This window comes from Flavobacterium stagni, assembly GCF_004122105.1.
Classification (GTDB): Bacteria; Bacteroidota; Bacteroidia; order Flavobacteriales; family Flavobacteriaceae; genus Flavobacterium; species Flavobacterium stagni.
Genome location: NZ_SBKN01000001.1, coordinates 311,583 through 336,044, shown reverse-complemented (window position 1 = coordinate 336,044; position 24,462 = coordinate 311,583). Strand labels below are relative to the sequence as shown.

Here is a 24,462-nt window from a genome sequence, read left to right as displayed (position 1 = left end):
ATGCAATCGTTCATTCTTAACCAGAATTTAAGCTTTGGTCCCAAATTTTATTCAAATAAATTGTAAGTTTACCCTGCTTAACCCCAAAATCAAGCCGTATGACAGATTTTTGGATCTATTTAAAAATTGGTTTCGAACATGTGTTGAACCTCAATGGCTATGACCATCTTTTGTTTTTAATGGCATTAACAGTGCCTTATGCGGCAAAAGATTGGAAGCGTTTACTTTTGCTCGTTTCTCTTTTCACCCTTGGACATACGCTTTCGTTATTTTTAGCTGTTTTGGAAATCATTACCGTGAAACCATCGATTATCGAATTTCTAATTCCGATTACCATTTGCATGGCAGCTTTATTCAATATTATTCGGGCCGGAAAACCGGGGAAACAAGATTCAATCACCTTTGTAGGAGCGGTTACGTTGTTTTTCGGACTCATCCATGGCTTAGGATTTTCCAATTATTTCAACCATTTATTGCCTGGAGAAGCTTCTGATAAAATGCTTCCCATGCTGGAATTCGCACTCGGAATTGAAGGCGCGCAAATTTGTATTGTGTTGTTAGTATTGTTAATCGGATTTATTTTCAAAACCTTATTCCGATTCAACCAACGCGATTTTGTGCTGATTTTTTCTGCATTTGTCTTGGGTGTTGTGGTGCCTTTATTGTTGCAAAATCCGATTTGGGAAAAATAGCATAGAATCGTTTAAAATTCCCTACATTTGAGCGACACATTACTATGAAAAAAGAGAAATTAAACAAATACGATAAAGCTTATTTACGCATCGCCTCTGAATGGAGTAAATTGTCGTATTGCCATCGAAAACAAGTTGGTGCCATCATTGTTCGTGATCGGATGATTATTTCTGATGGCTACAACGGAACACCTTCTGGTTTTGAAAACAATTGCGAAGACGAAGAAGGTTTGACCAAATGGTATGTCTTGCATGCCGAAGCCAATGCCATCTCCAAAGTGGCGCGGTCTACCCAATCGTGTGAAAACGCGACTTTATATATTACCCTTTCACCTTGTCGTGAATGTAGCAAGTTGATCCATCAATCGGGGATTAAACGTGTGGTTTATCAAAACGGTTACCGCGATACTTCGGGACTTGATTTTTTGGAGAAAGCCGGCATCGAAGTCTTACAAATTGAAGAGCTGGAATAAAATAAAGAGCGGATTTTGTCCGTTAGTAAAAAAACTAAACACACACATTGGGTATGAAAATCAATAAGATCTACATCCCGTTTTTATTTTTTTCCTGTGTTGCACTAGGAATCGTCATAGGGGGCTGGATCAATTATCCGGTTGAGCGCACCTATGCTAAAAACGATTACCGCGCAAAACTCAATCGCTTACTGAATTTTATTGATAATGAATATGTGGATGAGGTGAAAACCGATTCTATTGTGGATTTGACCGTGACCAATATTTTGGCGAGTTTGGATCCGCACTCGGTATATGTCACACCCAAAGAACAAGCCTTGTTGGCCGATAATATGAAAGGTGATTTTGTAGGAGTCGGCATTAATTTTTACACCTACAATGATACTATCGCTGTGATCAAACCTATTGAGGGCGGACCCGCAGCCAAAGCAGGAATTCGAGAGGGCGACCGCATTCTCTTTGCAGACAAAACCAAATTATTTGGCAAAAAATTAAAATCGGAAGAACTGTATAACAAATTACGGGGCGAACCCAATTCGGAGGTGGTGCTCACTATTTACCGTAAATCCACCAAAAAAACATTCAAAACCACAGTGGTACGCGATGTGATTCCGCTGAAAAGCGTCGATGTAGCAACGCTGTTAAATGCCACTACGGGTTATATTAAAATTGAACGTTTTTCGGAAACCACAGGGCGTGAATTCCATACTGCTTTGCAAAAATTAAAAGGACAAGGCATGCAGTCTTTGGTGATTGATCTTCGTGAAAATGGGGGAGGTGTCATGGAGTCGGCGGTGGCAATTGCTGACGAACTTTTGAAAGAAAACGAACTTATTGTTTTTACAAAAAATAAAAAAGGCGCTATCGAAAAAACCTACGCGACTGAGGAGGGATTGTTCGAACGCGGTAAAGTAACCTTGTTAATCGATGAAAATTCAGCTTCAGCCAGTGAGATTTTGGCAGGCGCTATTCAAGATAACGATCGCGGCCTTGTGGTTGGACGCCGTTCTTTCGGAAAAGGATTGGTACAACGGGAAATGAATTTTGATGACGGTTCAGCGGTGCGTTTAACCATTGCTCGCTATTATACACCCAGCGGTCGTTCGATTCAAAAACCCTACCGAAAAGGCGATGCGGCGGCGTACTACAAAGAATTTGAAGACCGTTTTGAGTCGGGGGAATTGTATGAAAAAGATAAAATTAAAATTTCTGATTCCTTAAAATTCAAAACCAAAAAAGGACGCATTGTGTACGGTGGAGGCGGCATCGTTCCGGATATATTCGTGCCTTTAGAGTCGGCTCACGGCGAAGAAAGCTTGGAATACATTTTAAAGACGGGTGTCGTTGGTCATTTTGTGTTCGAACAATTGGACCAGAACCGAAAACTTTATGCGAATCTTTCGTTCGACCAATTTTTAGCAGCCATTCAAAAAGATGCTTCTTATGCGTCAAAATTTGAAAAATACTTGGAAGAAAGCGGTGTGCCGTTAAAATTAGAAAACAGTAAAGCACTTGTTAATCGGTATGTTCAAGCCGAGTTCGCCCGACAGTTGTTCGGGGATGCCGACTATTACCGCTTGTTGCTGAAAGAGGATCCCATGATCCAAAAAGTTTTGAAAAAGTAACTAGGGTTTTACGCGTGTGCTGTCGTGAATTTGCACGGGTTCGCCACCGTTCCATGCGGTAAGAATATCGGTAGCTACTGAAGCACCACTCCCTGCGGCAATAGGCAACTGACTGCGCCAGCCCGCTAAAGTTCCACTTACATAAATCCCAGGTTTTACCAAGTGATCGGAATTCCGCAATTGCAAACGGTTTTTTGCCGGATTCGCTTTTTGATGCGGCATGACATATTCTTCCAAACCGGCAATGGTAAACGGATTTCCAGCACCAATAGCAATCACTACATTTTGGGCTTCATAAGTCGTTCCGTCGTTAGCGAACAACGTAAAGTGGGGGTATTCGCCTTCGATGCGAAGAATTTTGATATCTGGTAGTTGAATTACCTGCGGATAAAGGGCTGCGAGTTGCGACGTACTCTCGGTTAATAATTCAGAACCCAATTTTCCAGCAGGAATTCCGTAGGCATTATTAAAAACCGCATCTTGAAGTGACGAGGCTTTTTGATGGGTAAACACGCCAATTTTTTTGGTGGCAGCAAAGGGTTTGGTTCCCGCCGAACCCAACACCAAGGCACAGGAAATTCCCGATACGCCTCCGCCAATGATTAAGACATCAAACATGGAATTAGTTTTTCATTTTTTCTTCGATTTTCTTCGACATTTTGAAAATCAAAAGAATGAAAACCGCACAAAATGAAGCTACTATGCCAATCAACGCTACCAAGCTATTTCCTTCAAACGGATGTTCAAAATCCAATTGAATTACGTTGACAACAATTAAGGCAATGGCAATAAAAATTAATATCGTGGTGAAAAGTTTCATGATGAAAATTTAAGGGTGTAAAGTTAAAAATTTCTCGTCTACACAAAGAGTGCTTTAACATTCGATGCAAATAATTTAACAGCAATCGCCAAAAGCACGACACCAAAGGTTTTACGAATCACACCCAAGCCGTTTTTACCCAAAAGTTTCTCGATTTTTGCCGATGATTTTAAAACCACATAGACCAAAATAATGTTCAAAATGATAGCAATCACAATATTTATGGAAGCGTACTGCGATCGCAACGAAAGTAAGGTTGTCATGGTCCCAGCACCCGCAATCAACGGAAACGCTAAAGGCACAATCGACGCAGAAGTATTGGCTTCTTCCTTATAAATTCGGATGCCCAATATCATTTCCAAGGCCAAAAAGAACAACACAAACGAACCCGCAACCGCAAACGAATGCACATCGGTGCCAATGAGTTTCAGGAATTCTTCCCCTGCAAATAAAAACGTAATCATGATAATTCCCGCCGCCAAAGAGGCTTTCTCCGATTCAATATGCCCAAATTTTTGACGTAAATCCACAATAATCGGAATCGTTCCCACTATATCAATCACCGCAAAAAGCACCATCCCGATGGTCACAATCTCTTTAAAGTCCAATCCTAACATTGTTTTTCAAATTTTTTGCAAAAGTACGCTTAAAAAAAGGATGCCAATTTTAAATTGAAGTTAAATTTTAAAAATCTGATTTTGAATAATTTGGGCGCTCCCCCGACCCGTAAAAACTACGCTTTACAAGCTTGTTTTTATCGGTCGGGGTCAGGCTATCCGTTGCAAGTCCGTTGCTCCGTTCCTCCGCATCCGGGCTTTCCACTCCTATCCTTAGCGCGGGTGTAGTCATCAGTGGGCACGGATCAGTATTCAGTCATCAGTATTCAGTCATCAGTATGTAGTGATCAGTGGTTCTGTTCGAAGAAAGTAATATCTTTGTGGCAAAGAAAATACTATGTTTCAACTGGGAAAAACCATCGTATCGGAAGATATACTCGAAAAAGATTTTGTGTGCAACCTTACCGCCTGTAAAGGTGCTTGCTGTGTAGACGGTGATGCCGGTGCGCCATTGTCCCAAGAGGAAACAGAAATTCTTCAAGCTATTTATCCCAAAGTAAAACCCTATTTGCGTCCCGAAGGCATTGAAGCTATTGAGCGTTTAGGAACATGGGTCGTGGGAACGGAACAGGATTTAGAAACGCCATTAATCGATAATAAAGATTGTGCCTATGTTATTTTTGACGGCGATACTGCTTTGTGCGCCATTGAACAAGCTTATAACGAAGGAATAGTCGATTGGAAAAAACCCGTTTCTTGTCATTTATATCCCATCCGAATTAAAGATTTCTCCGAATTTGCAGCGGTAAACTACGATCGTTGGGACATTTGTGACGATGCATGTACGCTGGGAAAAGAACTCCAAGTGCCAGTGTATAAATTTGTGAAAGAAGCATTGATTCGTCGCTTTGGTGAAAATTGGTACGCTGAATTGGAAAAGGTCGCCGGTGAATTGGCCGAAGAGCGCAAAAAATAAAAAAACCGAAACAATAATGTTTCGGTTTTTTTGTGGAGAAGATGGGGCTCGAACCCACGACCTCTACGCTGCCAGCGTAGCGCTCTAGCCAACTGAGCTACATCCCCATGTTGGTGTACAAATATAAACATTTCACATAGACTGCCAAACAAATTGTTGCTAGAGCAAATTTTAACAATTATAATTTAAAAAAAGCGTTGATTGATAGTCGATTATCTGTTTTATTTTCTTAAAATTGTGCAACTTTTTTAAGAAATACAAACTTACAAACGATTAACCTTTACCAAAAATGAAAAAAACTACTTTACTTTTTGCATTCCTTTTGGTGTCATTCTTGAGTCAGGCACAAATTGTTGCTTCTCAAAATTTCGATGCGGCATTGGGGTGGACTTCTACGACAACAACCAGTGATGCTGGAACAACTATCAATGCTTGGGCAAGACGAACAACTGGAGGTGCTCCTGTTTGTTCCCCATTTGCAGGTGCCGGTATGGCGCGTTTCAATTCGTATAATATTCCTGCTAATGGAACAGGCCGATTAACATCGCCAGCCATTACTTTTGCAGGGGCAACTTACCGCGTAAAATTGAAAATGTTCCGTGATTCAGGGTATCCAACAGATGCTGATAATATTAAAGTTTATTACAATACAACAGCGGCTGCTGGGGGAACATTATTAGGGACTGTTAACCGTTCAGTGCAGTTAGCTCCTGTTGTTGCTGCTGATGGGTGGTATGCTTATTCATTTGATATTCCAGGTAATCTTTCAGGTACTGGGTATATTAATATATTAGGAACTTCTCAATACGGAAATAATATATTTATTGATGAAATTACGGTTGAACAAATTCAAGCTGTAGACGCAGAAACTACAACTGTAAACATGAATGCTATAGTTGCTGCAGGTTCAAAAGTAATCAGTGGAACTATTAAAAATATGGGAACTTCGCCAATCACAACTATGGATATCAAGTGGCAAGTTGACAATGGAACAATCTATTCACAATCGTTATCTGGATTGAACATTACAGCAGGACAAACGTATAATTATACACACAATGATCAATGGAATGCAACTCCAGGAACTTACTCCTTAAAAGTTTGGGTTGCGAATGTAAATGGTCAAGCAGTTGATGGAGATGCGACAAACGATTTAGTAACAAAATCAGTAGCTGTAGCAAGTGGAAGCACAACTCGCTTACCTTTATATGAAAAATTTTCGAGTTCGACTTGTGGACCATGTTACTCATTCAACACCAATTATTTTAGTCCTTTCTACACGACTGGAACCAACCACGATAACTTAGCATTGATTTGCTATCAAGTAAACTGGCCAGGTTCAGGTGATCCCTATTATACTTCAGAAGTAGGTGAACGCGTTGCTTATTATGGAGTAACTGGTGCGCCTACATTGTATGTGGATTCAAAAGAAGGAACGAATTTCAGTACGGCTCAATTGCAATCAGCTTTGAATGCTGAGATGGCTGAACCTGCTTATTTTGCCATCAATGCTACGCGTTTGTTAAATGGAACAGATTTAACTGTAAATATTACAACAACTCCTTATTTAACGGGGACGTACACAGTACATGCCGTAGTTGTGGAGCGAATTACTACAGGAAATGTTGCAACCAATGGCGAAACTTCCTTTAAAAATGTAATGATGAAAATGTTACCTGATGCTTCTGGGTCTTCAGTGAATTTTACCTATAATACTCCGAATACATTCTCATTACAAGAAAGTTTGGTTGGTTTGAATATCGAGGAATTATCTGATATTGATGTTGTTGTTTTCGTTCAAAATACAGCAACTAAGGCAATTATGCAAGCAGCGTACGCTACAGATGCTTTAGCAAATAACCAATTCCAATCGAATGCATTTGCTACATTATATCCAAATCCATCAAACGGTATTGTTCAAATTGCTTCAGAAGAAGCAGTTTCAGTTGAAATTACTGATATGACTGGAAAAGTGGTTTTCAAATCGGCAGGTCTTGAAAACGGTGCTTCTATGAATTTAACATCGTTGCAAAAAGGAGTATATGTAGCTAAAATGACCAACACATCAGGTGCTACACAGTCTCAAAAAATTGTTTTAAATTAATTAAATAACGGGGGAAGTGATTCCCCCTTTATATCCCCAAAACATGAAAAAAGTTCTATTTTTCGGTTTGTTTTTAGTTGCTGGTTTGTCACAAGCTCAAATTGCAGTAACAAGACATAACAATACACCCATTGCTAACGGTCAGGTATTAGCATTTAACACTATTGATTATCCACAAGCGGAGTTGGATTTTTACGTTAAAAATTTATCGTCTTCGCCTGTAAATGTTCGCATAAACTGTATGACATTAACCAATTCAGATGGAATTGGTTTCGAATTATGTTTTGCCAATGAATGTCTTTCGGATGTCGAAGAAGGGAATAATTACCCTGTAAATTTACCGTATTTAACCATTCCAGCAGGAGGACAAAGTGGCAATGATGGCCATTTTTTAAATACAGTTGCAGGAGTTGCTCCCTATCCTAAAGATTATGCATTTCGTTTTTTCCAAGCGGGTAATCCAACAGGAAATACAGTAGATGTTACGTATCGCTATGACCCAGGATTATCGACAGCAGATATTCAACAATTGCAAGAAACTGGCGTGTTAATTAAAGCGACTACCATTTCGAATGAATTAACTTTAGATGTATTAAAAGCGTCTACTTTACAAGTTTTTGATTTCAATGGAAAATTAATTGCACAACAAAATTTACCTTATGGTATTCAAATAGTAGACACTGCTTCGTGGAATGCAGGTGTATACATTTTACAGTTTACGGATGCTTACGGCAATACATCTTCTAAGAAAGTTATTAAAGGATAATTGTAAGTTCAAACCATAAAAAAAGCCTGTTTTCACGAACAGGCTTTTTTTATTTAAAAAGAATTGATCCAATCTTCAACCAATTGAACGCCTTCTTTGTGTTTTACCGATCGGCCCAAAGCTGGCATGATGTAAAACAAATCGGTTGTGGTATTGACACGATAATGAAGTATCGATTGCCCTATATTATTTGGCTGAACAATTCGACCATTGTATCCCGGTAATTGATGAAGTGCTGCGACACCCACGCCCATATTTTCTGGATCGGTCGTGTCTTTAAATTCCATCCGCAGGGGATGTACTTGTGCTTCTCCGCCGTCTTTATGGCAATGAGCGCAATTTGCATCAAAATACGAACGAATTCTGAGGTCTAAATTCTGTGACGTGTCATTATAATTAATTATTGAAGAAATGGAATTAGGGAGGTTGTTTTCTAAGTAACCGTAACTAGTCCATTTGCTCAGTTGATTGGTTGTTTCAGTACCGTAGGAATAATTCCAATTAAGATTTTGGGGTTTGATACCAATCGGATTTTTTTTCAACGTAACAATATTGCCATGACAGCGATTGCATTCCATAGTGGTATTGGGTGTGCGGTAGGTAAAATTTAATACTTCATTCCCTTGTTGGATACTCAAACTTCGGGTGGTGCTGACCGTTTCTAAGAAAGCATCGGATTGATCAGGATTCCAAATGTATTCAGCAAAAATCCATCCGTCAGCCTTGCGAATCATCAATCGGGTTTCGATGATTTGTGTGGTTAAATTCGGTAAAACAGTATCGTAATAAAACACCTTAATCAATACACTCCCTACAGGTAATTCCAAGATATCGGCATCACTCACATAAGTAGCTTTGGTGTTTTTAGGCATCCAAACAAAGCGTTTTTTCAAAGCATAATCTGTGAAAAGTTCGCTAGCGGGTTTATACGGCAATACACCATAAACGGGTTGAAGATTCTTCAATTCCCCTTCAAAAAAATGATAATCCGATAGTTTGGCATACGGCACTTGCGTCAGGTCACAAACTACAGGGGATTCGGGAACGGCTTCATAGTTCTCTTCATGGGAGGAACAAGAATAAAAATATAAGCTTCCAATAAAAAGCAGCCCAATTCTTATCAATCGTCCCAATTTCATCTTAGAATGAAGTATTAAAGGTTACGGTTAGACCTGAACTTTCAGGCACGAATCGACAAACACCTCCAACACAAACCAAACCACCGCGTTGACGACCATAATTGAGAGACAAGCGTGAGGCTTTTTTGCGGAACGAACCACCAATATTATAATAATGATTGCGGTAATAGTCTAAATCATTGCCATAGTTGTACAAATCATACACATACATGGAAAATTTAGAATTGAAATTAAATTCTAAAGTAGCTGCTGCCCAATTTTTTCGGTCGTGATCCGCCCACATGTGTTCGCCCATGAAGCGCAACGATTGCCCTTTTTCAAATTTATAAATGACATCGGCACCAATGATGTGCGTTTTTACTTCTCCTTCAGCATCACCAATGTATTTCTTATTGTAATATTGGTTGATATAACTCAAAATAGTTTGCCATTTTGGGTTCCATTTTTTTGTGATTTCTACATTGAAATCAGCAAACATGCGTTGGCCAAACCCAAAGAAATCTGTTTTGTAATCTTGCGGATTATAGATGTAGTAAGTGCCGCTTAAAGCATTGTAATTGGAAAAGTTGGCCGCGATTTTTGTGCCGTATTTACCGCCCAGTTTCGTCCCTTTTTTGATGTCATAAAACATATCAATTTGACCACCAATTTCTCCCGCTTTCACGAAGTCAGAACCCGCTAGCAATACATTAGGTTGTGCTTGATAAACGTAAATGTTTGCTAAATTATAATGGTGTTGTTTCGTCAAACTCGGAATAAAATTCATGATGCGATCATTATAAATATTCCCTTTGGCCGCTCTCTCTGAAAAGAAACTCATGTTTTCCAGCCTGCGAAACGTACCGTCAATTCCAAATCCTTTTTTGGAAAAACCAGCATTGACTAAGAGGGCACTTCCCGGTTTAATTAATCGGTTATCGATTTGGCCGGGCGCTTGTACTACGGCATCTTTGGTTTTGTAATCGTATTCAGCTGAGAAATAAACCGAATTATGGGAAAGATTAATTCTGCCAGAAAATCCGCTGGTTAAAGCATCAAAATTTGGGTCAACAACATCCGTTTTTTCATATCGTCCCACATAGTTTCCGCCCAAAGTGAACTCCGTGGTTTCCCATTTAAACAATTTGGAAAGTCCCCATTCAAAATCCCCGCCAAAAATATCCGAATGGGCTACATCGAAACCTGTACGTTGTTTCCCATAAATTAATTTTAACGTAAAAGATGAAGAAGGTTTAAATAGTACACGACCTCCTCGAAGAGCATTATTGATACCCAAAGCACGGTCTTCCCAACTTCTGAAAAGCAATCCGCTCCCGAATTGTTCGTAAAAATAACCTGCAGTTACATCCAATTTTTCTCCTTTGTATTGAACAAAGTAGGTCGCTAAATTGGTGCCGTTGTATTTGGGGTTCATGTTCAACAAGGCATTCTGCTCGTAGGCTTCACCTTGAATACCTGCTACCCATTTTTTATAGGTATAATTTAAAAAGAGGTAACTATTCGAACGCAACGGTTCTACAGGATGAACAGTTGGATTGTTGTATTCGTCTTTTAATCCTTTGTCGTTTAAATACCATTGAATGTTGGACTCAATTCCGCCACTTAATGTTCCTTTTTCTTTAGGTTTTTCTTCCGTTTGTGCAAATGTTGTAGCCGAAATAAAAAGCGCTAGCGTAGTATTTAAAAGGTGTTTTTTAGTCATGATTATAATTGCTTCAATTTCGCTAATAATTCGTTTTCACTTCCGGGGACATAACCGTTTTGAATATGAACTATTTGTCCATTCTTCACTACAATTGTATAAGGAATATTGACAATAGTTAGGGCGCGTTTTAAGTCTTGATTGGTGTCCAATAAGATCGTGTAGCCCCAACCTTTTCCGTTGACTAATGGTTTTACCCGCTTTTGCGTACGCGCATCATCGGTTGAAATAGCGATAACTTGAAGGTTTAATTCTTTTTTCCAATCCTCAACAACGTCGTTAAGTTCGTCCAACTCGTTGATACATGGGCCACACCATGTCGCCCAAAAGGAGAAAATATACAATTTGTCTTTTTCAGCAAATTCTTTTTTCAGTTCGATGGATTTGCCTTCCAAGTTGGTAAGGGTAACTTCAGGTAGGGCCGTTTGTGCATTTGATAAAATGCTAAAAAAGAAGAGAAATACGATTAGTTTTTTCATGTTTGTTTGGTATTGTCGTACAAATAAATAAATAATCTTATAAATAGTAAAGGATTTTTCTTTTTATTTGTAACTATAAAACTAATGCATTGATTAGCTATGAATTTTAAGGCATTAAGCACCCTTTTTATTGCTGTAATTGTGCTGGTTTCTTGTCAAGATACCATCATTGTAGAAAACCGTCCCGATGGCTCTGCTACAGCGCCACCTGTTTCGGGATATTTGAAAAAAAATGTTCTCATTGAAGATTACACGGGAACATGGTGTGGAAACTGTACACGCGTGGCTTGGGCCATTGAAGAAGCTAAAGCGGTTTCTGATAAAGTGGTATCTGTTGCCATTCACAACGGAAACGATCCGTATCATTATGCGGATATTGCGCCATTGAAAAATTTGATTTTACCCACATCTCAGTTGGCATTACCTGTGTCGCGTTTAAACCGTATGATTGTATGGAGTTTTCCTGAAACTTCCAATGTACAACAAGCTTTAGACCTTACAGGTAACAATACCACTATAGGTTTGGCGATGAATTCAACAGTGTCCAACGGGAATATCAATTTGGATGTCAAAGTAAAATGCTTAGATAATTATGAAGGATTGAAATTGGTCGTGTACCTTTTAGAAGACAAATTATATTATAACCAACGCAATTACTACAGTGATTTGTACGGTGGTGTGAATCCGATACCCAATTTTGAACACAATCACGTATTGCGCGCTTCGTTAACCGATATTACCGGTGAAGCAATAACTGGTACAGTGAATGGAGCAACCGTTACGCGTAATTTTTCGGTTCCGGTGCCAGCTAATATTGCCAATCCTGCCAACATCAGTTTTGTGGCTTTCTTGACCAAAGCGTCCGATAATATTGCGATTAATGCACGGGCCGCTCATGCCAATGAGAACCAAAGTTTCCAAGAAAATCCTTAAGAAAAATAACACAAAAGGCTGTCCGATGGGTGGCCTTTTTTGTACCTTTGAGTATACTTTTATAACATGACATTTTTTGCTCTCGTTCAAGCGGTCAACATCGATCAAAAACTGAAAAACGCACCCGATAGTGGTTATGCCATTGGGGTATGGATAGGTAATATTCTACCTTTTGTCCTATTAGCCGGTGCCGCCTATTGGATGTATTACCGTTCCAAAAACCGCAAGGATTTAGAATAAATCGTATTTTTGCCGAGTAAATTTACCTTATGAGTACGATTCGTATTACCAAACAATTCAATTTTGAAACCGGTCATGCCCTATATGGCTATGATGGAAAATGTAAAAATGTTCACGGGCATAGCTATAAATTATCCGTTACCGTGATTGGTAAGCCGATTACCGATACTTCCAATGTAAAATACGGGATGGTGATCGATTTCTCTGATCTAAAGAAAATCGTAAAAGAAGAAATCGTCGATGTGTTTGATCACGCGACAGTATTTAATAAAAATACGCCCCATATTGAGTTAGCAGCCGAACTCCAAACGCGTGGGCATCATGTGATTTTGGTAGAATACCAACCCACCAGTGAAAATATGGTGATTGATTTTGCAGCTAAAATTCGAAGCCGACTTCCCGAAAACATTCAATTATTCTCTTTACGTTTACAAGAAACGGAAACGTCTTATGCCGAATGGTATGCTTCTGATAATTCCTAAATATGACCAAGAAAATCTATTTTGCTTCCGACCAACATTTGGGTGCACCCACACCTGAAGCGAGTTTCCCGCGCGAACAACGATTTGTGGCGTGGCTTGATTCGGTAAAGCAAGATGCCGAAGCTATTTTTTTACTCGGCGATTTATTTGATTTTTGGTTCGAATACAAAACCGTAGTGCCTAAAGGCTTTGTGCGCGTTCTCGGAAAGTTAGCCGAAATTCGCGACAGCGGTATTCCGATATACTTTTTTGTAGGGAACCACGATTTGTGGATGGGTGATTATTTTGAAAAAGAATTGAACATTCCCGTTTACCACGACAATCAAATATTCACTTTTCATGGGAAGTCGTTTTTAATTGGTCACGGCGACGGCAAAGGTCCAGGTGATAAAGGCTACAAGCGCATGAAAAAAGTATTCACGAATCCTTTTTCCAAATGGTTGTACCGCTGGTTGCATCCCGATGTCGGGGTGAAATTGGCCCAATATCTTTCTGTAAAAAACAAATTGATATCGGGAGAATCCGATGTGAAGTTTTTGGGCGAAGACAACGAATGGCTCGTACAATACTGCAAACGAAAACTGGAAACCCAACACTTCGATTATTTTGTCTTTGGTCACCGCCACTTGCCGATGACAATTGCTTTAAATGAGCAATCAACCTATATCAATCTCGGCGATTGGGTGGGCTATTTTACTTATGGCGTTTTTGATGGAACGCAATTTTCTTTAGAAAAATTCGAATTATAATTTTCGGCCAATCAAGTTAACGGCGGGTGTTCGGATACTACTTTTACTCGGTTTTTTGAAAAATTGAAAGGCAAAATCATAGTTGATCCAAACATTGGCATTGTATAATTCTTCCGTATCTTTTTGAGTCACTAAATCGCGGTATTTGGTATAAAAGTTTGTTTCTTCCGAACATTGAAACTTAATCAAAGTTTGTTCTTCTACAGGCGGTTGAATCACTTTTTGATTTTCGTCCAAATAGTCGACCAATTCAAAAGCAACCAACACTTCTTCGCCTTTTGTCATGACATAATCAATGGGTGTAATGATTTTGTTTTTTTGTTTGGGCACTACTGTTTGAATAGGTGAAATATAAACAGGAATCGCTTGAAATGGACTGATAAAGGTGCGTTGTGGAACGGAATTGTTTACGGTAACTTTATAAAACAAAATCCGATAGCGCGTCGTATGCACCACTTTTTTCACATACCATTGCACTTGTTCTAAGGCTAAATCTGACCCATTATTATTCGTAAGAAGGATGCCAAACATAAGCTGTTTTTGGATGTACATTCCTCTTGAATTAGGTAAAATACGGCCTTGTTCGCCCAATGTTATTTTTTCTGGATGATTTCCAATGACCACTTCATCCAATTCGTAGATTTTTTTCTTGAGAAAGATAATATCGGTCAAGCTATCTCGGGATACGCCTTTGGTTTCGAAATTAAGTTTGGAAAACGCGATGGAGTCAAAGGAAATTTGGGGTAGCATAAGTGCTTCTTTTTCGGGGGAGATGCCTTCAAAGACTTTCTTTTTTTGGTGAAAAAGATGAAAATTCACTTCAGGTAAAAATTCGCTGGTTTCTTCATCTAGAAGTAAATAGTGTTGGCTTTGTGCCCGTGAAACAGGAGCAAGAGATAGGAGTAGGCAGAGAAATAGCGTTGAAAATAGTGGCTTCATGAAGTGAAGATACGGTTTTTACCTTCATGATTTGAAAACGGTACGTCGATTCAGCCCCGATCGTCCCGAAGTCTCGGGAGCATCCCCCGATTTTTATCGGGGATATAGCAAAGAGCGGGACAGTAGTCATTAGAAAGCCAAAGTGTGTGCTGCCTAATAATTACAATTCTTCAATTTTTTTATGAATGTCCAGTTTCCGGAAGGAAGGAGAGAGAAATCCCGTTGCGGTTACCGTCAATAGAGTCATTGTGCCGCCAAAAACCACAGCCGTCACCGTTCCCATTAATTTGGCGGTCAAGCCACTTTCAAACGCCCCGAGTTCGTTGGACGAACCCACAAAAATGGAATTCACCGAAGACACCCTTCCGCGCATGTGATCAGGCGTTTCCAATTGTAATATGGTTTGGCGGATGACCACAGAAACACCGTCAAATACGCCACTTAAAAACAGTGCCGCTACTGAAACCCAGAAGTAGGTGGAGAGTCCGAACACAATCATACACACGCCAAACAGAAATATGGCCACCAACAATTTCATGCCCGCATTTTTATTTAAGGGAATGTAAGCAGCGAGAATCATCGTCAGAAACGAACCCACAGCTGGGGCCGCCCGCAAAATACCAAATCCTTCGGAACCTACTTTTAAAATATCTTGGGCAAATACGGGAAGTAATGCGATTGCACCGCCAAATAGTACGGCAATCATGTCCAGCGTAATCGCGTTTAATATGGTTTTATTGTGAAAAACAAAGCGCACGCCTTCTTTCAAACTTTGCATGATGGGCTCGCCTATTTTGGTGTTCAAAATGGGTTTTCTTTCAATTTGAGTAAGGAAAAGTAAGGCCAAAACCGTACAGCCAAACACAAAGCAAAGCGAAAAATGGACGCCAAAATACCGAATCGCAATTCCGGAAAGGGCCGGACCCGTAACCGCAGCGATTTGCCACACCGAACTGCTCCAAGTGGAAGCATTAGGGTACACCTTTTTGGGAATCAACTGACCCAAAAGTGAAAATACGGAAGGCGTGATGAAGGCCCGAACCAAGCCGCCCAAGAACACCAAGCCGTAAATGGTATAGAGCACCGTTTGGGTAGAATAGCCTTTCGTTATTCCGGGGATTGTGACTAAAAATAAACCGAGACTAATGGTAGAAAAGGCCATCAAACATTTGGCCAACAACCCTTTTTTCTCGCTTTGATCGACGATATGTCCGGCAAATAAAGCCATACTTACCGCAGGAATAATTTCCATCAAACCAATAATTCCCAGCGATAGCGGGTCTTTCGTCATGGAATACACTTCCCATTCGATAATGACAAATTGCATGGACCAGGCAAAGACCAAGGCAAAGCGCATGAGGAGGAAGAAATTAAATTCGCGAAAGCGTAACGCTTCGTAGGGATCGTTTTTAGTCATTATGGTGTTGTAAATCTTTCAATCGGAGTTGCAAAGTTACGGAACCGTTGAATTCATTTTCATCCAAACAGAAGACAGCATCGATTTTTTGGCGATTTTGTGTCAACTTTAACTTTTCGCCCAAGCCAAATCCTACAGCGCCCAAGGTTTCAGAAACGCCTTGTTTGAGGTTGAGTTTAAGATGGGTTTCGTCACTACCAATACGTTTTCCATAGCCTGTATCATACACGGATTGGGCCAAAAAGGTGGGCGTCATATTTCCAGGACCAAAAGGTTCGAATTGCTTCAACAACCGCATCAGTTTGGGTGTGATTTCTGAAAATTGTATTTCAGCATCGACCGCTATTTCAGGAATTAGAAGGTTGGGGTCAATGGTTTTTTTGACCACTTCTTCGAAAGCGGCTTTAAAGGCCGGATAGTTTTCTTCATATAAGGTCATTCCAGCCGCATACTTATGCCCGCCAAATTGAATAAGGTGTTCGCTACACGCTTCCAAAGCTTCGTACAAATCAAAATCTTTGACCGAACGCGCGGAGGCGGCCAGTTTATCGCCGCTTTTGGTAAACACGATAGTCGGACGGTAATAGGTTTCGGTGAGGCGAGAAGCCACGATTCCGATGACGCCTTTGTGCCAATTTTCTTGATAGACTACAGTGGTAAAACGTTCGGTTTCGTTCAAATCCTGAATTTGACGTAACGCTTCTTCGGTGATGGTTTTGTCCAATTCCCGACGGTCTTTGTTATGTTGTTCAATGTCGGCGGCAAATTGAACGGCTTGTTCCAAGTTCATTTCGGTCAACAAACTCACGGCCGCGTTTCCATGTTGGATACGACCCGCGGCGTTGATGCGCGGCGCTATGATAAATACGACATCGGTAATGGTGAGTTCGCTTTTTTTGACTTGTGTGAGCAAGGCTTTGATGCCGGCTCTCGGATTCTCGTTGATGACTTGCAAGCCAAATTTGGCCAACACCCGATTTTCACCCGTGATAGGCACAATATCAGCAGCGATTGCTGTGGCGACCAAATCGAGATAGGGTATTAAATCCAAAATGGTTTGCCCACGGCGTTCCGACAAAGCTTGAATCAATTTAAATCCGACGCCACATCCACAGAGTTCGTCATAGGGATAACTACAATCGTCTCGTTTAGGATCCAAAACGGCCACGGCATCGGGCAAGGTGTCGCCGGGGCGGTGGTGGTCACAGATAATGAAATCAATGCCTTTGGCTTTGGCGTAATTAACATGATCGATGGATTTAATGCCGCAATCCAAGGCGATGATTAAAGTCATCCCGTTGTCTTCGGCAAAATCGATTCCTTGGTAGGACACGCCGTAGCCTTCGGCATAGCGGTCGGGAATATAAGTAGCCACATTGGGATAAAAACTACGAAGGTAGGAGGCCATCAAAGAAACGGCTGTTGTACCATCAACATCATAATCGCCAAACACCAAGATATTTTCTCGGTTGTTTATGGCTTGTTCGATACGAAACACCGCTTGTTCCATATCTTTCATGAGATACGGATTGTGTAAGTCGTTTAAGGTTGGACGAAAAAAAGCTTTAGCTTCTTCGTAGGAGGTGATGCCGCGTTGAACCAATAAGTTGGCTACGAGTTCATCGACTTGCAGTACGTCCATCAAATGGCGTACGGCGGAGGGATTCGGCTTTGAGTGAAAGTTCCAGCGCATAGGTGTTGGTTTTAAAAATTTTGGCGTATAAAAACATAATCAATTTATTATTTCGTGGGTTTGCCACCGACTACAGCGACAATTTCCCCTTTGGGTGGTTTGGCTTCATAATGTTTAAGCACCTCTTCGGCAGTCCCACGAATCGTTTCTTCGTGGAGTTTGGTGATTTCTCGTGAGATGGAAACCGGTCGGTCAGCTCCAAAATACTGAACAAATTCGCCCAAGGTTTTCACCAATTTATGCGGCGAAACATAGAGAATCATGGTTCGGGTTTCTTCAGCGAGTTGGAGGTAACGTGTTTGCCGTCCTTTTTTTTCGGGTAAAAAACCTTCAAAAATAAAACGATCGTTGGGTAAGCCGCTGTTCACCAAAGCCGGAACAAAAGCCGTGGCGCCGGGTAAGCAGTCCACTTCTATACCATTTTCCACACAAGCACGGGTCAGTAGAAATCCGGGGTCGGAAATCGCAGGTGTTCCCGCATCACTGATCAAAGCAACCGTTTCTCCCGCTTGAATGCGTTTCACCCAATGGTCCACAGTTTTGTGTTCATTGTGCATGTGGTGGCTTTGCATGGGTGTGGTAATCTCAAAATGTTTCAAGAGTTTACCGCTGTTTCGGGTATCTTCTGCCAAAATCATATCGGCTTCTTGCAAGACTTTCACGGCGCGAAACGTCATGTCGTCTAAGTTACCGATGGGCGTGGGTACCAAATACAATTTTCCCATTTACGAGAATTTTTTTGCCACAATAGCAATAAATCGTTCCGCGTAATCATCCACTCCGTCCCAATTGTTATAATCGGGTTTGATGATTTCGTCGATAAAATCTTTCGCTTCTGCAAATGTGGAGAAGGTGTTCAACTGCGACAACACACGGTTGTAATCTTCGGTGCTGTCTGCAAATAAGAATTTCACAAACGCAATTTTATCGTTTAAACCAATGTTGATGGATTTGGAATGCAATTCATTCAAGGATTTTCCTTGTTCTTCAATCACATTTTTTAGGGAAGGCGGCACCACTACATCATCGGGTTTAACAAATACGGGTTCGGTATAATTTTCACCCAACAAATCGGCTAGCGAAATTTGTTTAGGTTCGTCTTTCTTCGGAGTTTCAACTGCGGGTTCGTCCACCACAGTTGGGACAACTTCAGGGGCAACTTCTACCGTTTCTTCTTCCGCCATCGGCTCGGCTGCCAATTCAAATATGGGTTCGAAGTCCAAATCCGATTTTGCTTCCGTCATCGGTACTTCTTCTTCCTCGTCTTCCTCATCTAAAGTGATTTCACCCACAATTACAGGTTCTTCCTCTATAGTTTCTTCTTCTGCAGCTTCAGTTTCCACTTCTTCCACTTCTTCCACTTCTTCTTCCACGACTTCCGTTTCCGCCTCAGTTTCTACTTCCACTTCTTCCACTTCTTCCACTACCTCAGTTTCCACTTTTTCTTCCACAACTACAGGAGCTTCTTCCACAACGGGAGCTGCCACTGCTACTGCTTCTGGAGCATTCAACGCAGCGTCTAATTTGGCTTCCAAATCTTCTACCGTCACATCGTTTTTCACGACTTCATAGTTATCGCCGTAAAATTTTAAAACCGCTAAGGTTTCGTACAATTTTTTGGATTCTAAATACAATTGGTCGACTTCCGATTTGTTGCGGAGTTTTAAAATACGGTGTGCAATACTTATGAGTTCAGCTTCCAGTCTTTTTTTCATGGTGCGTTACAATTTGTCAAATAAGACGAAAACCCGCGTGGAGTCTCATCTACAGAATCGATTGAGTTTAGGTTTAGGTTACGAAATCATCAAACTCTTTATAACTTTATGCCTCGGGTAGGAGGAAGTCATGGGAATTTTGATATTTTTGTTTCTGTACAAATGTAACAGAAAAATACCTAATTCATACTAACGAAATTAGTAAATGTTTCTAGAAAATACGGTTAATCACGAAGAGCAATTTGGGTGGATCGAAGTCATCTGCGGCTCCATGTTTTCAGGCAAAACGGAGGAATTAATCCGTCGTTTACGTCGGGCCCAATTTGCCAAACAACGCGTGGAGATTTTCAAGCCCGCCATCGATGTTCGCTACGACGAAGAAATGGTGGTTTCGCACAATAAAAACGAAATTCGCTCTACACCCGTTCCCGCTGCCGCCAATATCGCCATTCTAGCGCAAGGATGTGATGTGGTCGGTATTGATGAAGCGCAGTTCTTTGATGATGAAATTGTAAAAATTTGTAACGACCTCGCCAATTCGGGCATTCGCGTGATTGTAGCCGGATTGGATATGGATTTTAAAGGCAATCCGTTCGGACCCATGCCAGCGCTGATGGCAACCGCCGAGTATGTGACCAAAGTGCACGCCGTGTGTACCCGAACGGGAAATTTGGCCCATTACAGTTTCCGTAAATCCAGTAACGACAATCTGGTTTTGCTTGGAGAAACCGAAGAATACGAACCGCTCAGCCGCGCTGCCTACTTCAAAGCGATGCGCGAAAATATCGAAGTCAACGATCACGAAGAATTACCTTCTGACACCAACGAATAATATCCTGTGACACTATCCATCCGAAATATCATTCCGATTCTTAAAGCACAATTTCAAGGTGATCGGGAGGTGGCTATTATCGACTCCGTTTCTATCGACAGTCGTTCGCTCCAAAATGGAGAAAACACCTTGTTTTTTGCGTTGATCGGACCCAATCACGACGGGCATGAATACCTATCTGAACTCTTGGAACAAGGCGTATTTAATTTTGTGGTGCAGCAGGTGCCCGATGCATTGGTAGGCAAAGCCAATTTTTTAATCGTTGAAAATTCGCTCGAAGCGCTGCAAACCTTTGCCGCTAAATACCGCTCAAACTTTACCTTCCCCATTATAGGAATCACCGGAAGTAACGGAAAAACCATCGTAAAAGAATGGTTGAACTTTTTACTGAGTCCGGATTATAATATTATTCGTAGTCCGAAAAGTTATAACTCCCAAGTGGGTGTACCGCTTTCGGTTTTAGGAATTAACGAAAAACACAACCTCGGTATTTTTGAAGCGGGAATTTCTACCGTGGATGAAATGGTGCATTTGGAAAAAATCATCCGTCCCACCATCGGAATTCTTACGAATATCGGATCGGCACACGATGAAGGTTTTCATGATGCTGGTGAAAAAATCAAGGAAAAACTCAAATTGTTTCCCTCCGTCGACGTGCTCATTCTCAATAAGAACCGCACCATTGAAGCCTTTCTTTCGCCCAAAGTCAAAACCTTCACCTGGAGCTCTGACGATGGCAAAGCCGATGTGTTTGTGATGGCGAATGAAAAACCCGACCAAACGGAATTGCGCATTACTTACCAAAAACAATGTTTCAAAGTTGTCATTCCATTTTCCGACCAAGCTTCGATTGAAAATGCGATTCATTGCCTCATGCTCATGTTGTATTTGCAGTATGACGAAGCGGTCATTCAAGCGCGCATGCAGCAGTTGTATCCCGTCGAAATGCGCTTGAAAGTCAAAAACGGGATTCACAATACGCGCATTATTGACGATAGTTATAGTTCCGACTTCCAATCGCTGAAAATTGCATTGGATTTCTTGGAGAGTCAGAAGCAATACAAAAAGAAAACCCTCATTTTATCTGATATTTTTCAAAGTGGTTTGAGCAATGACGAACTCTATGCTCAGGTTTCATTTTTGATTGTGACCAACCAAATCAATCGGGTGATTGCTATTGGTCCCACGATTTCGGGTTACCAACGGAAGTTCCCCAACGGGATGGCCTTTCCCACTACACAAGCGTTTTTGGATGTGATGGACACAATTCCGTTTGCCAATGAAACGGTATTAATCAAAGGTGCGCGCCATTTTCATTTTGAAGAAATTGTAACGGCCTTGGAAGAGAAAACCCACGAAACCGTGTTGGAAATCAACCTCAATGCCATCAGTCATAACCTGAATTTTTACAAATCCAAACTCCAACCCGACACCAAACTCATGGTGATGGTGAAAGCCTTTAGCTATGGGAATGGTGGGTATGAAATTGCCAAATTGCTGGCCCATCACAAAGTGGATTATTTGGGTGTCGCTTTCGCGGATGAAGGAATCGCCTTGAAACAAGCGGGGATCGAACTCCCCATTATGGTGATGAATCCCGAGAGTACGAGTTACCAATCGCTGATTCAACACGGACTCGAACCGGAGATTTATTCGTTAAAAGGTCTTAATGCTTTTGTGAAATTGGCCGAAGAAAAACGACTCAAACATTTTCCCATTCATATCAAACTCGACACGGGCATGCACCGATTAGGTTTTATGGAAGCCGATATGCCCCAACTCATCGCACGTTTGCAACAAACCCAAGCGGTGGAAGTGAAAAGTATCTTGTCGCATCTCGCAGCCAGCGATTCTATGGCATTTGTCGATTTCACCTTAGACCAAATTAAATTGTACAAAACCCTCTCAGAGCAATTGATGGAAGCCCTGCAAATCCAGCCTATCCGTCATATTTTAAATACTTCTGGAATTTCCAATTTCGGTCAGGCGCAATTTGATATGGTGCGCTTGGGCATTGGATTGTACGGAGTTTCCAATGACGAAGACGAACAAAAGTTGCTGGAACAAGTCGCCACGTTAAAGTCGATTATTTCACAAATTCGGGTAATCGAAACCGGAGAAAGTGTAGGCTACAGCCGCCGATTCATGGCCGAACGTCTTACTCGAGTTGCTACAGTGCCGATTGGTTACGCTGACGGAATCTCGCGCCATTGGGGCAACGGCCACGGTTACGTCACTATTAAAAATAAAAAAGCACCCATTCTAGGCAGTGTTTGCATGGACATGTTGATGGTTGATGTGACCGATATCGATTGTAAAGAAGGTAACGAAGTAATCATTTTTGGAAAAGATCCTTCGGTGATGCACATGGCCAAAGTGTTGGGTACGATTCCCTACGAAATCATGACCTCTATTTCCCAACGCGTGAAGCGAATTTTTTATCGGGAGTAAGATTTTTCCTTTTTACCGTTCTTTATTTGTGTTAAAATTCTTAGCTTTGAGTCAATAACCTTAACAAACAGTAAATTATGGGAATGGTATCAGAATTTAAAGATTTTATCGCCAAGGGAAATGCTATGGACTTGGCCGTAGGGGTAATCATTGGAGGTGCTTTTGGCGCGATTGTTTCATCCTTAGTGTCGGATGTAATTACACCCGCTTTGTTGAATCCTGCTTTGAAAGCCGCTCATGTGGAAGATTTAGCCGGATTAAAAACCGAGGGCGGAATTTTATACGGTAAATTTTTAGCCGCAGTAATCAGTTTCTTAGTCATCGCTTTCGTTATCTTTTTGATGGTTAAAGGAATTAACGGTATGAAGAAAAAAGAAGAAGCCGCTCCTGCTGCACCTGCGGGACCCACACAAGAACAATTATTAGCCGAAATTCGTGATTTATTGAAGAAGTAAACCGCTACCTATATATTCTAACTAAAGCCACTCCCACGCGAGTGGTTTTTCTTTTTTAAAATGTACCAACCGATACAATTTCTCGTTATTTTTGCGTGACTGTTCGAGGAGCCGATCATTTCCTTGAATCGCAAACTACTCAAATTTCAACTAAAAATAGAAAGACCATGAAAGTTGCCGTTGTTGGTGCTACCGGTATGGTAGGCGAAGTGATGCTACAAATGTTAGCTGATCGAAATTTTCCTGTAACCGAATTAATTCCCGTCGCTTCTGAGAAGTCGGTCGGAAAAGAAATCACCTGGAAAGGGAAGGGCTACACCGTAGTCGGATTGCAAACAGCGGTTGACAAGCACCCTGATATTGCATTGTTTTCTGCGGGCGGTCAAACGTCACTTGACTGGGCACCGAAATTTGCCGAAGTCGGAACCACCGTCATCGACAACTCTTCCGCATGGCGCATGGATCCAACCAAGAAATTGGTCGTACCCGAAATCAATGCACACGAATTAACCAAAGCCGATAAAATTATCGCCAATCCCAACTGTTCCACCATTCAAATGGTGATGGTTTTGGCTCCTTTACATAAAAAATACGGCGTAAAACGCGTTGTCGTTTCCACTTACCAATCCATCACTGGAACGGGTGTGAAAGCCGTGCAGCAGTTGGAAAATGAATACGCTGGCATACAAGGGGAGATGGCCTATAAATACCAAATCCACCGCAACGCCATTCCACAATGCGACGTGTTTGAAGACAATGGTTACACCAAAGAGGAAATGAAACTCACCCGTGAAACCAAAAAAATCATCGGAGACGACAGCATTCATGTGACCGCAACTGCCATTCGTATTCCTGTGGTTGGTGGCCACAGCGAAGCCTTGAATATCGAGTTCCACAATCCGTGTAATTTGAGCGAAATCCGCGAAATTTTGCACCACACTCCCGGCGTAGTCGTGCAAGACAACACCGATACCTATACGTATCCCATGCCGCTTTACGCGCACGGAAAAGATGAGGTATTTGTCGGCCGCATCCGCCAAGACGAGAGTCAGCCCAACACCGTAAACATGTGGGTAGTCGCCGACAACTTGCGCAAAGGAGCCGCGACCAACGCGATTCAAATTGCCGAATATTTAGTGGCTAAAGAATTAGTCTAACCCGTTTCAAAATATATTTATCCCACCGAATCCTAAAAAAATGGTAAATCGGTGGGATTTTTTTAT

The 24,462-nt window shown here is 41.3% G+C and carries 25 protein-coding genes and 1 tRNA gene; 14 read left to right on the top strand and 12 right to left on the bottom strand.

What is annotated here, in order from left to right; genetic code table 11:
* Positions 1–98: 98 nt before the first annotated feature.
* Genes EQG61_RS01495 through EQG61_RS01485 form a run of 3 tightly spaced genes read left to right on the top strand, consistent with a single transcriptional unit; the run spans position 99 to position 2,790 of the window.
* A complete protein-coding gene (locus EQG61_RS01495) occupies positions 99–692 on the top strand; it encodes a HupE/UreJ family protein (RefSeq protein WP_129460103.1) in 594 nt (197 codons plus the stop codon).
* Positions 693–736: 44 nt separating this feature from the next.
* Entirely contained in the window at positions 737–1,165 is a 429-nt protein-coding gene (locus tag EQG61_RS01490) for a deoxycytidylate deaminase (RefSeq protein ID WP_129460102.1), read from the top strand.
* A 53-nt stretch (positions 1,166–1,218) separates the two neighbouring features.
* Positions 1,219–2,790 (top strand): S41 family peptidase, encoded by a 1,572-nt coding sequence (locus EQG61_RS01485; protein WP_129460101.1) that lies wholly within the window; start codon positions 1,219–1,221, stop codon positions 2,788–2,790.
* Here EQG61_RS01485 and EQG61_RS01480 read toward each other — a convergent pair whose 3' ends face one another.
* From EQG61_RS01480 to EQG61_RS01470, 3 genes are read right to left on the bottom strand one after another with little or no spacing between them, the layout of a single operon-like run.
* Positions 2,791–3,408: an FAD-dependent oxidoreductase gene (locus EQG61_RS01480; RefSeq protein WP_129460100.1), complete on the bottom strand. Its 618-nt coding sequence runs from the start codon at positions 3,406–3,408 to the stop codon at positions 2,791–2,793. It abuts the gene before it with no gap.
* A gap of 4 nt (positions 3,409–3,412) precedes the next feature.
* On the bottom strand, positions 3,413–3,610 hold the full coding sequence (locus EQG61_RS01475; protein ID WP_129460099.1) for a hypothetical protein: 198 nt from the start codon (positions 3,608–3,610) through the stop codon (positions 3,413–3,415).
* Positions 3,611–3,648: 38 nt separating this feature from the next.
* Positions 3,649–4,227 carry a MarC family protein gene (locus EQG61_RS01470; protein ID WP_129460098.1) on the bottom strand — a complete coding sequence of 193 codons (579 nt, stop codon included), beginning with the start codon at positions 4,225–4,227 and terminating at the stop codon, positions 3,649–3,651.
* A gap of 337 nt (positions 4,228–4,564) precedes the next feature.
* Between EQG61_RS01470 and EQG61_RS01465 the strand changes: the two genes are divergently transcribed.
* Positions 4,565–5,143: a DUF3109 family protein gene (locus tag EQG61_RS01465; RefSeq protein WP_129460097.1), complete on the top strand. Its 579-nt coding sequence runs from the start codon at positions 4,565–4,567 to the stop codon at positions 5,141–5,143.
* Positions 5,144–5,176: 33 nt separating this feature from the next.
* On the opposite strand, the gene EQG61_RS01460 is transcribed toward EQG61_RS01465, so the two are convergent.
* Positions 5,177–5,250 (bottom strand) — tRNA-Ala (locus tag EQG61_RS01460).
* 182 nt (positions 5,251–5,432) lie between these two features.
* Between EQG61_RS01460 and EQG61_RS01455 the strand changes: the two genes are divergently transcribed.
* Complete coding sequence (locus EQG61_RS01455; RefSeq protein WP_129460096.1) at positions 5,433–7,247, top strand: T9SS type A sorting domain-containing protein; 1,815 nt, start codon at positions 5,433–5,435, stop codon at positions 7,245–7,247.
* A gap of 43 nt (positions 7,248–7,290) precedes the next feature.
* On the top strand, positions 7,291–8,013 hold the full coding sequence (locus EQG61_RS01450) for a T9SS type A sorting domain-containing protein (RefSeq protein ID WP_129460095.1): 723 nt from the start codon (positions 7,291–7,293) through the stop codon (positions 8,011–8,013).
* A 53-nt stretch (positions 8,014–8,066) separates the two neighbouring features.
* Here the strand turns inward: EQG61_RS01450 and EQG61_RS01445 are convergent, their stop codons facing one another.
* The 3 genes from EQG61_RS01445 to EQG61_RS01435 are packed head-to-tail and all read right to left on the bottom strand — an operon-like array spanning position 8,067 to position 11,333.
* The gene (locus tag EQG61_RS01445) at positions 8,067–9,152 is read right to left on the bottom strand and encodes a hypothetical protein (RefSeq protein WP_129460094.1); all 1,086 of its coding nucleotides are present in this window, start codon (positions 9,150–9,152) and stop codon (positions 8,067–8,069) included.
* Between the two features lies 1 nt (position 9,153).
* Complete coding sequence (locus EQG61_RS01440) at positions 9,154–10,854, bottom strand: DUF6029 family protein (RefSeq protein WP_129460093.1); 1,701 nt, start codon at positions 10,852–10,854, stop codon at positions 9,154–9,156.
* A 2-nt stretch (positions 10,855–10,856) separates the two neighbouring features.
* On the bottom strand, positions 10,857–11,333 hold the full coding sequence (locus EQG61_RS01435; RefSeq protein WP_129460092.1) for a TlpA family protein disulfide reductase: 477 nt from the start codon (positions 11,331–11,333) through the stop codon (positions 10,857–10,859).
* Between the two features lie 99 nt (positions 11,334–11,432).
* On the opposite strand from EQG61_RS01435, the gene EQG61_RS01430 reads away from it, so the two are divergent.
* From EQG61_RS01430 to EQG61_RS01420, 4 genes are all read left to right on the top strand, one after another.
* The gene (locus EQG61_RS01430) at positions 11,433–12,266 is read left to right on the top strand and encodes an Omp28-related outer membrane protein (RefSeq protein ID WP_129460091.1); all 834 of its coding nucleotides are present in this window, start codon (positions 11,433–11,435) and stop codon (positions 12,264–12,266) included.
* Positions 12,267–12,332: 66 nt separating this feature from the next.
* Positions 12,333–12,506, top strand: a complete 174-nt coding sequence (locus EQG61_RS13735; protein WP_164974869.1) for a hypothetical protein — start codon at positions 12,333–12,335, stop codon at positions 12,504–12,506.
* A gap of 29 nt (positions 12,507–12,535) precedes the next feature.
* On the top strand, positions 12,536–12,988 hold the full coding sequence (locus EQG61_RS01425) for a 6-pyruvoyl trahydropterin synthase family protein (RefSeq protein ID WP_129460090.1): 453 nt from the start codon (positions 12,536–12,538) through the stop codon (positions 12,986–12,988).
* Positions 12,989–12,990: 2 nt separating this feature from the next.
* Entirely contained in the window at positions 12,991–13,737 is a 747-nt protein-coding gene (locus tag EQG61_RS01420) for a UDP-2,3-diacylglucosamine diphosphatase (RefSeq protein ID WP_129460089.1), read from the top strand.
* On the opposite strand, the gene EQG61_RS01415 is transcribed toward EQG61_RS01420, so the two are convergent.
* The 5 genes from EQG61_RS01415 to EQG61_RS01395 all read right to left on the bottom strand — a co-directional run bounded on the left by EQG61_RS01415 (position 13,732) and on the right by EQG61_RS01395 (position 19,501).
* Positions 13,732–14,676: a hypothetical protein gene (locus tag EQG61_RS01415; protein ID WP_129460088.1), complete on the bottom strand. Its 945-nt coding sequence runs from the start codon at positions 14,674–14,676 to the stop codon at positions 13,732–13,734. The two genes, EQG61_RS01420 and EQG61_RS01415, sit on opposite strands and share 6 nt — an antisense overlap.
* A 160-nt stretch (positions 14,677–14,836) precedes the next feature.
* Positions 14,837–16,093 (bottom strand): MFS transporter, encoded by a 1,257-nt coding sequence (locus EQG61_RS01410; RefSeq protein WP_129460087.1) that lies wholly within the window; start codon positions 16,091–16,093, stop codon positions 14,837–14,839.
* Positions 16,086–17,786, bottom strand: a complete 1,701-nt coding sequence (gene recJ / locus EQG61_RS01405; RefSeq protein WP_129460086.1) for a single-stranded-DNA-specific exonuclease RecJ — start codon at positions 17,784–17,786, stop codon at positions 16,086–16,088. The genes EQG61_RS01410 and recJ overlap by 8 nt, the downstream gene beginning before the upstream one ends.
* A 47-nt stretch (positions 17,787–17,833) precedes the next feature.
* Complete coding sequence (rsmI, locus tag EQG61_RS01400) at positions 17,834–18,511, bottom strand: 16S rRNA (cytidine(1402)-2'-O)-methyltransferase (protein WP_129460085.1); 678 nt, start codon at positions 18,509–18,511, stop codon at positions 17,834–17,836.
* The gene (locus tag EQG61_RS01395; protein WP_129460084.1) at positions 18,512–19,501 is read right to left on the bottom strand and encodes a hypothetical protein; all 990 of its coding nucleotides are present in this window, start codon (positions 19,499–19,501) and stop codon (positions 18,512–18,514) included.
* A gap of 205 nt (positions 19,502–19,706) precedes the next feature.
* Between EQG61_RS01395 and EQG61_RS01390 the strand changes: the two genes are divergently transcribed.
* The 4 genes from EQG61_RS01390 to EQG61_RS01375 all read left to right on the top strand — a co-directional run bounded on the left by EQG61_RS01390 (position 19,707) and on the right by EQG61_RS01375 (position 24,396).
* Positions 19,707–20,333 carry a thymidine kinase gene (locus EQG61_RS01390; protein WP_129460083.1) on the top strand — a complete coding sequence of 209 codons (627 nt, stop codon included), beginning with the start codon at positions 19,707–19,709 and terminating at the stop codon, positions 20,331–20,333.
* 6 nt (positions 20,334–20,339) lie between these two features.
* On the top strand, positions 20,340–22,784 hold the full coding sequence (locus EQG61_RS01385) for a bifunctional UDP-N-acetylmuramoyl-tripeptide:D-alanyl-D-alanine ligase/alanine racemase (RefSeq protein ID WP_129460082.1): 2,445 nt from the start codon (positions 20,340–20,342) through the stop codon (positions 22,782–22,784).
* A gap of 77 nt (positions 22,785–22,861) precedes the next feature.
* Positions 22,862–23,239, top strand: a complete 378-nt coding sequence (gene mscL, locus EQG61_RS01380; RefSeq protein WP_129460081.1) for a large conductance mechanosensitive channel protein MscL — start codon at positions 22,862–22,864, stop codon at positions 23,237–23,239.
* A 167-nt stretch (positions 23,240–23,406) separates the two neighbouring features.
* Positions 23,407–24,396: an aspartate-semialdehyde dehydrogenase gene (locus EQG61_RS01375; protein ID WP_129460080.1), complete on the top strand. Its 990-nt coding sequence runs from the start codon at positions 23,407–23,409 to the stop codon at positions 24,394–24,396.
* Positions 24,397–24,462 lie beyond the last annotated feature (66 nt).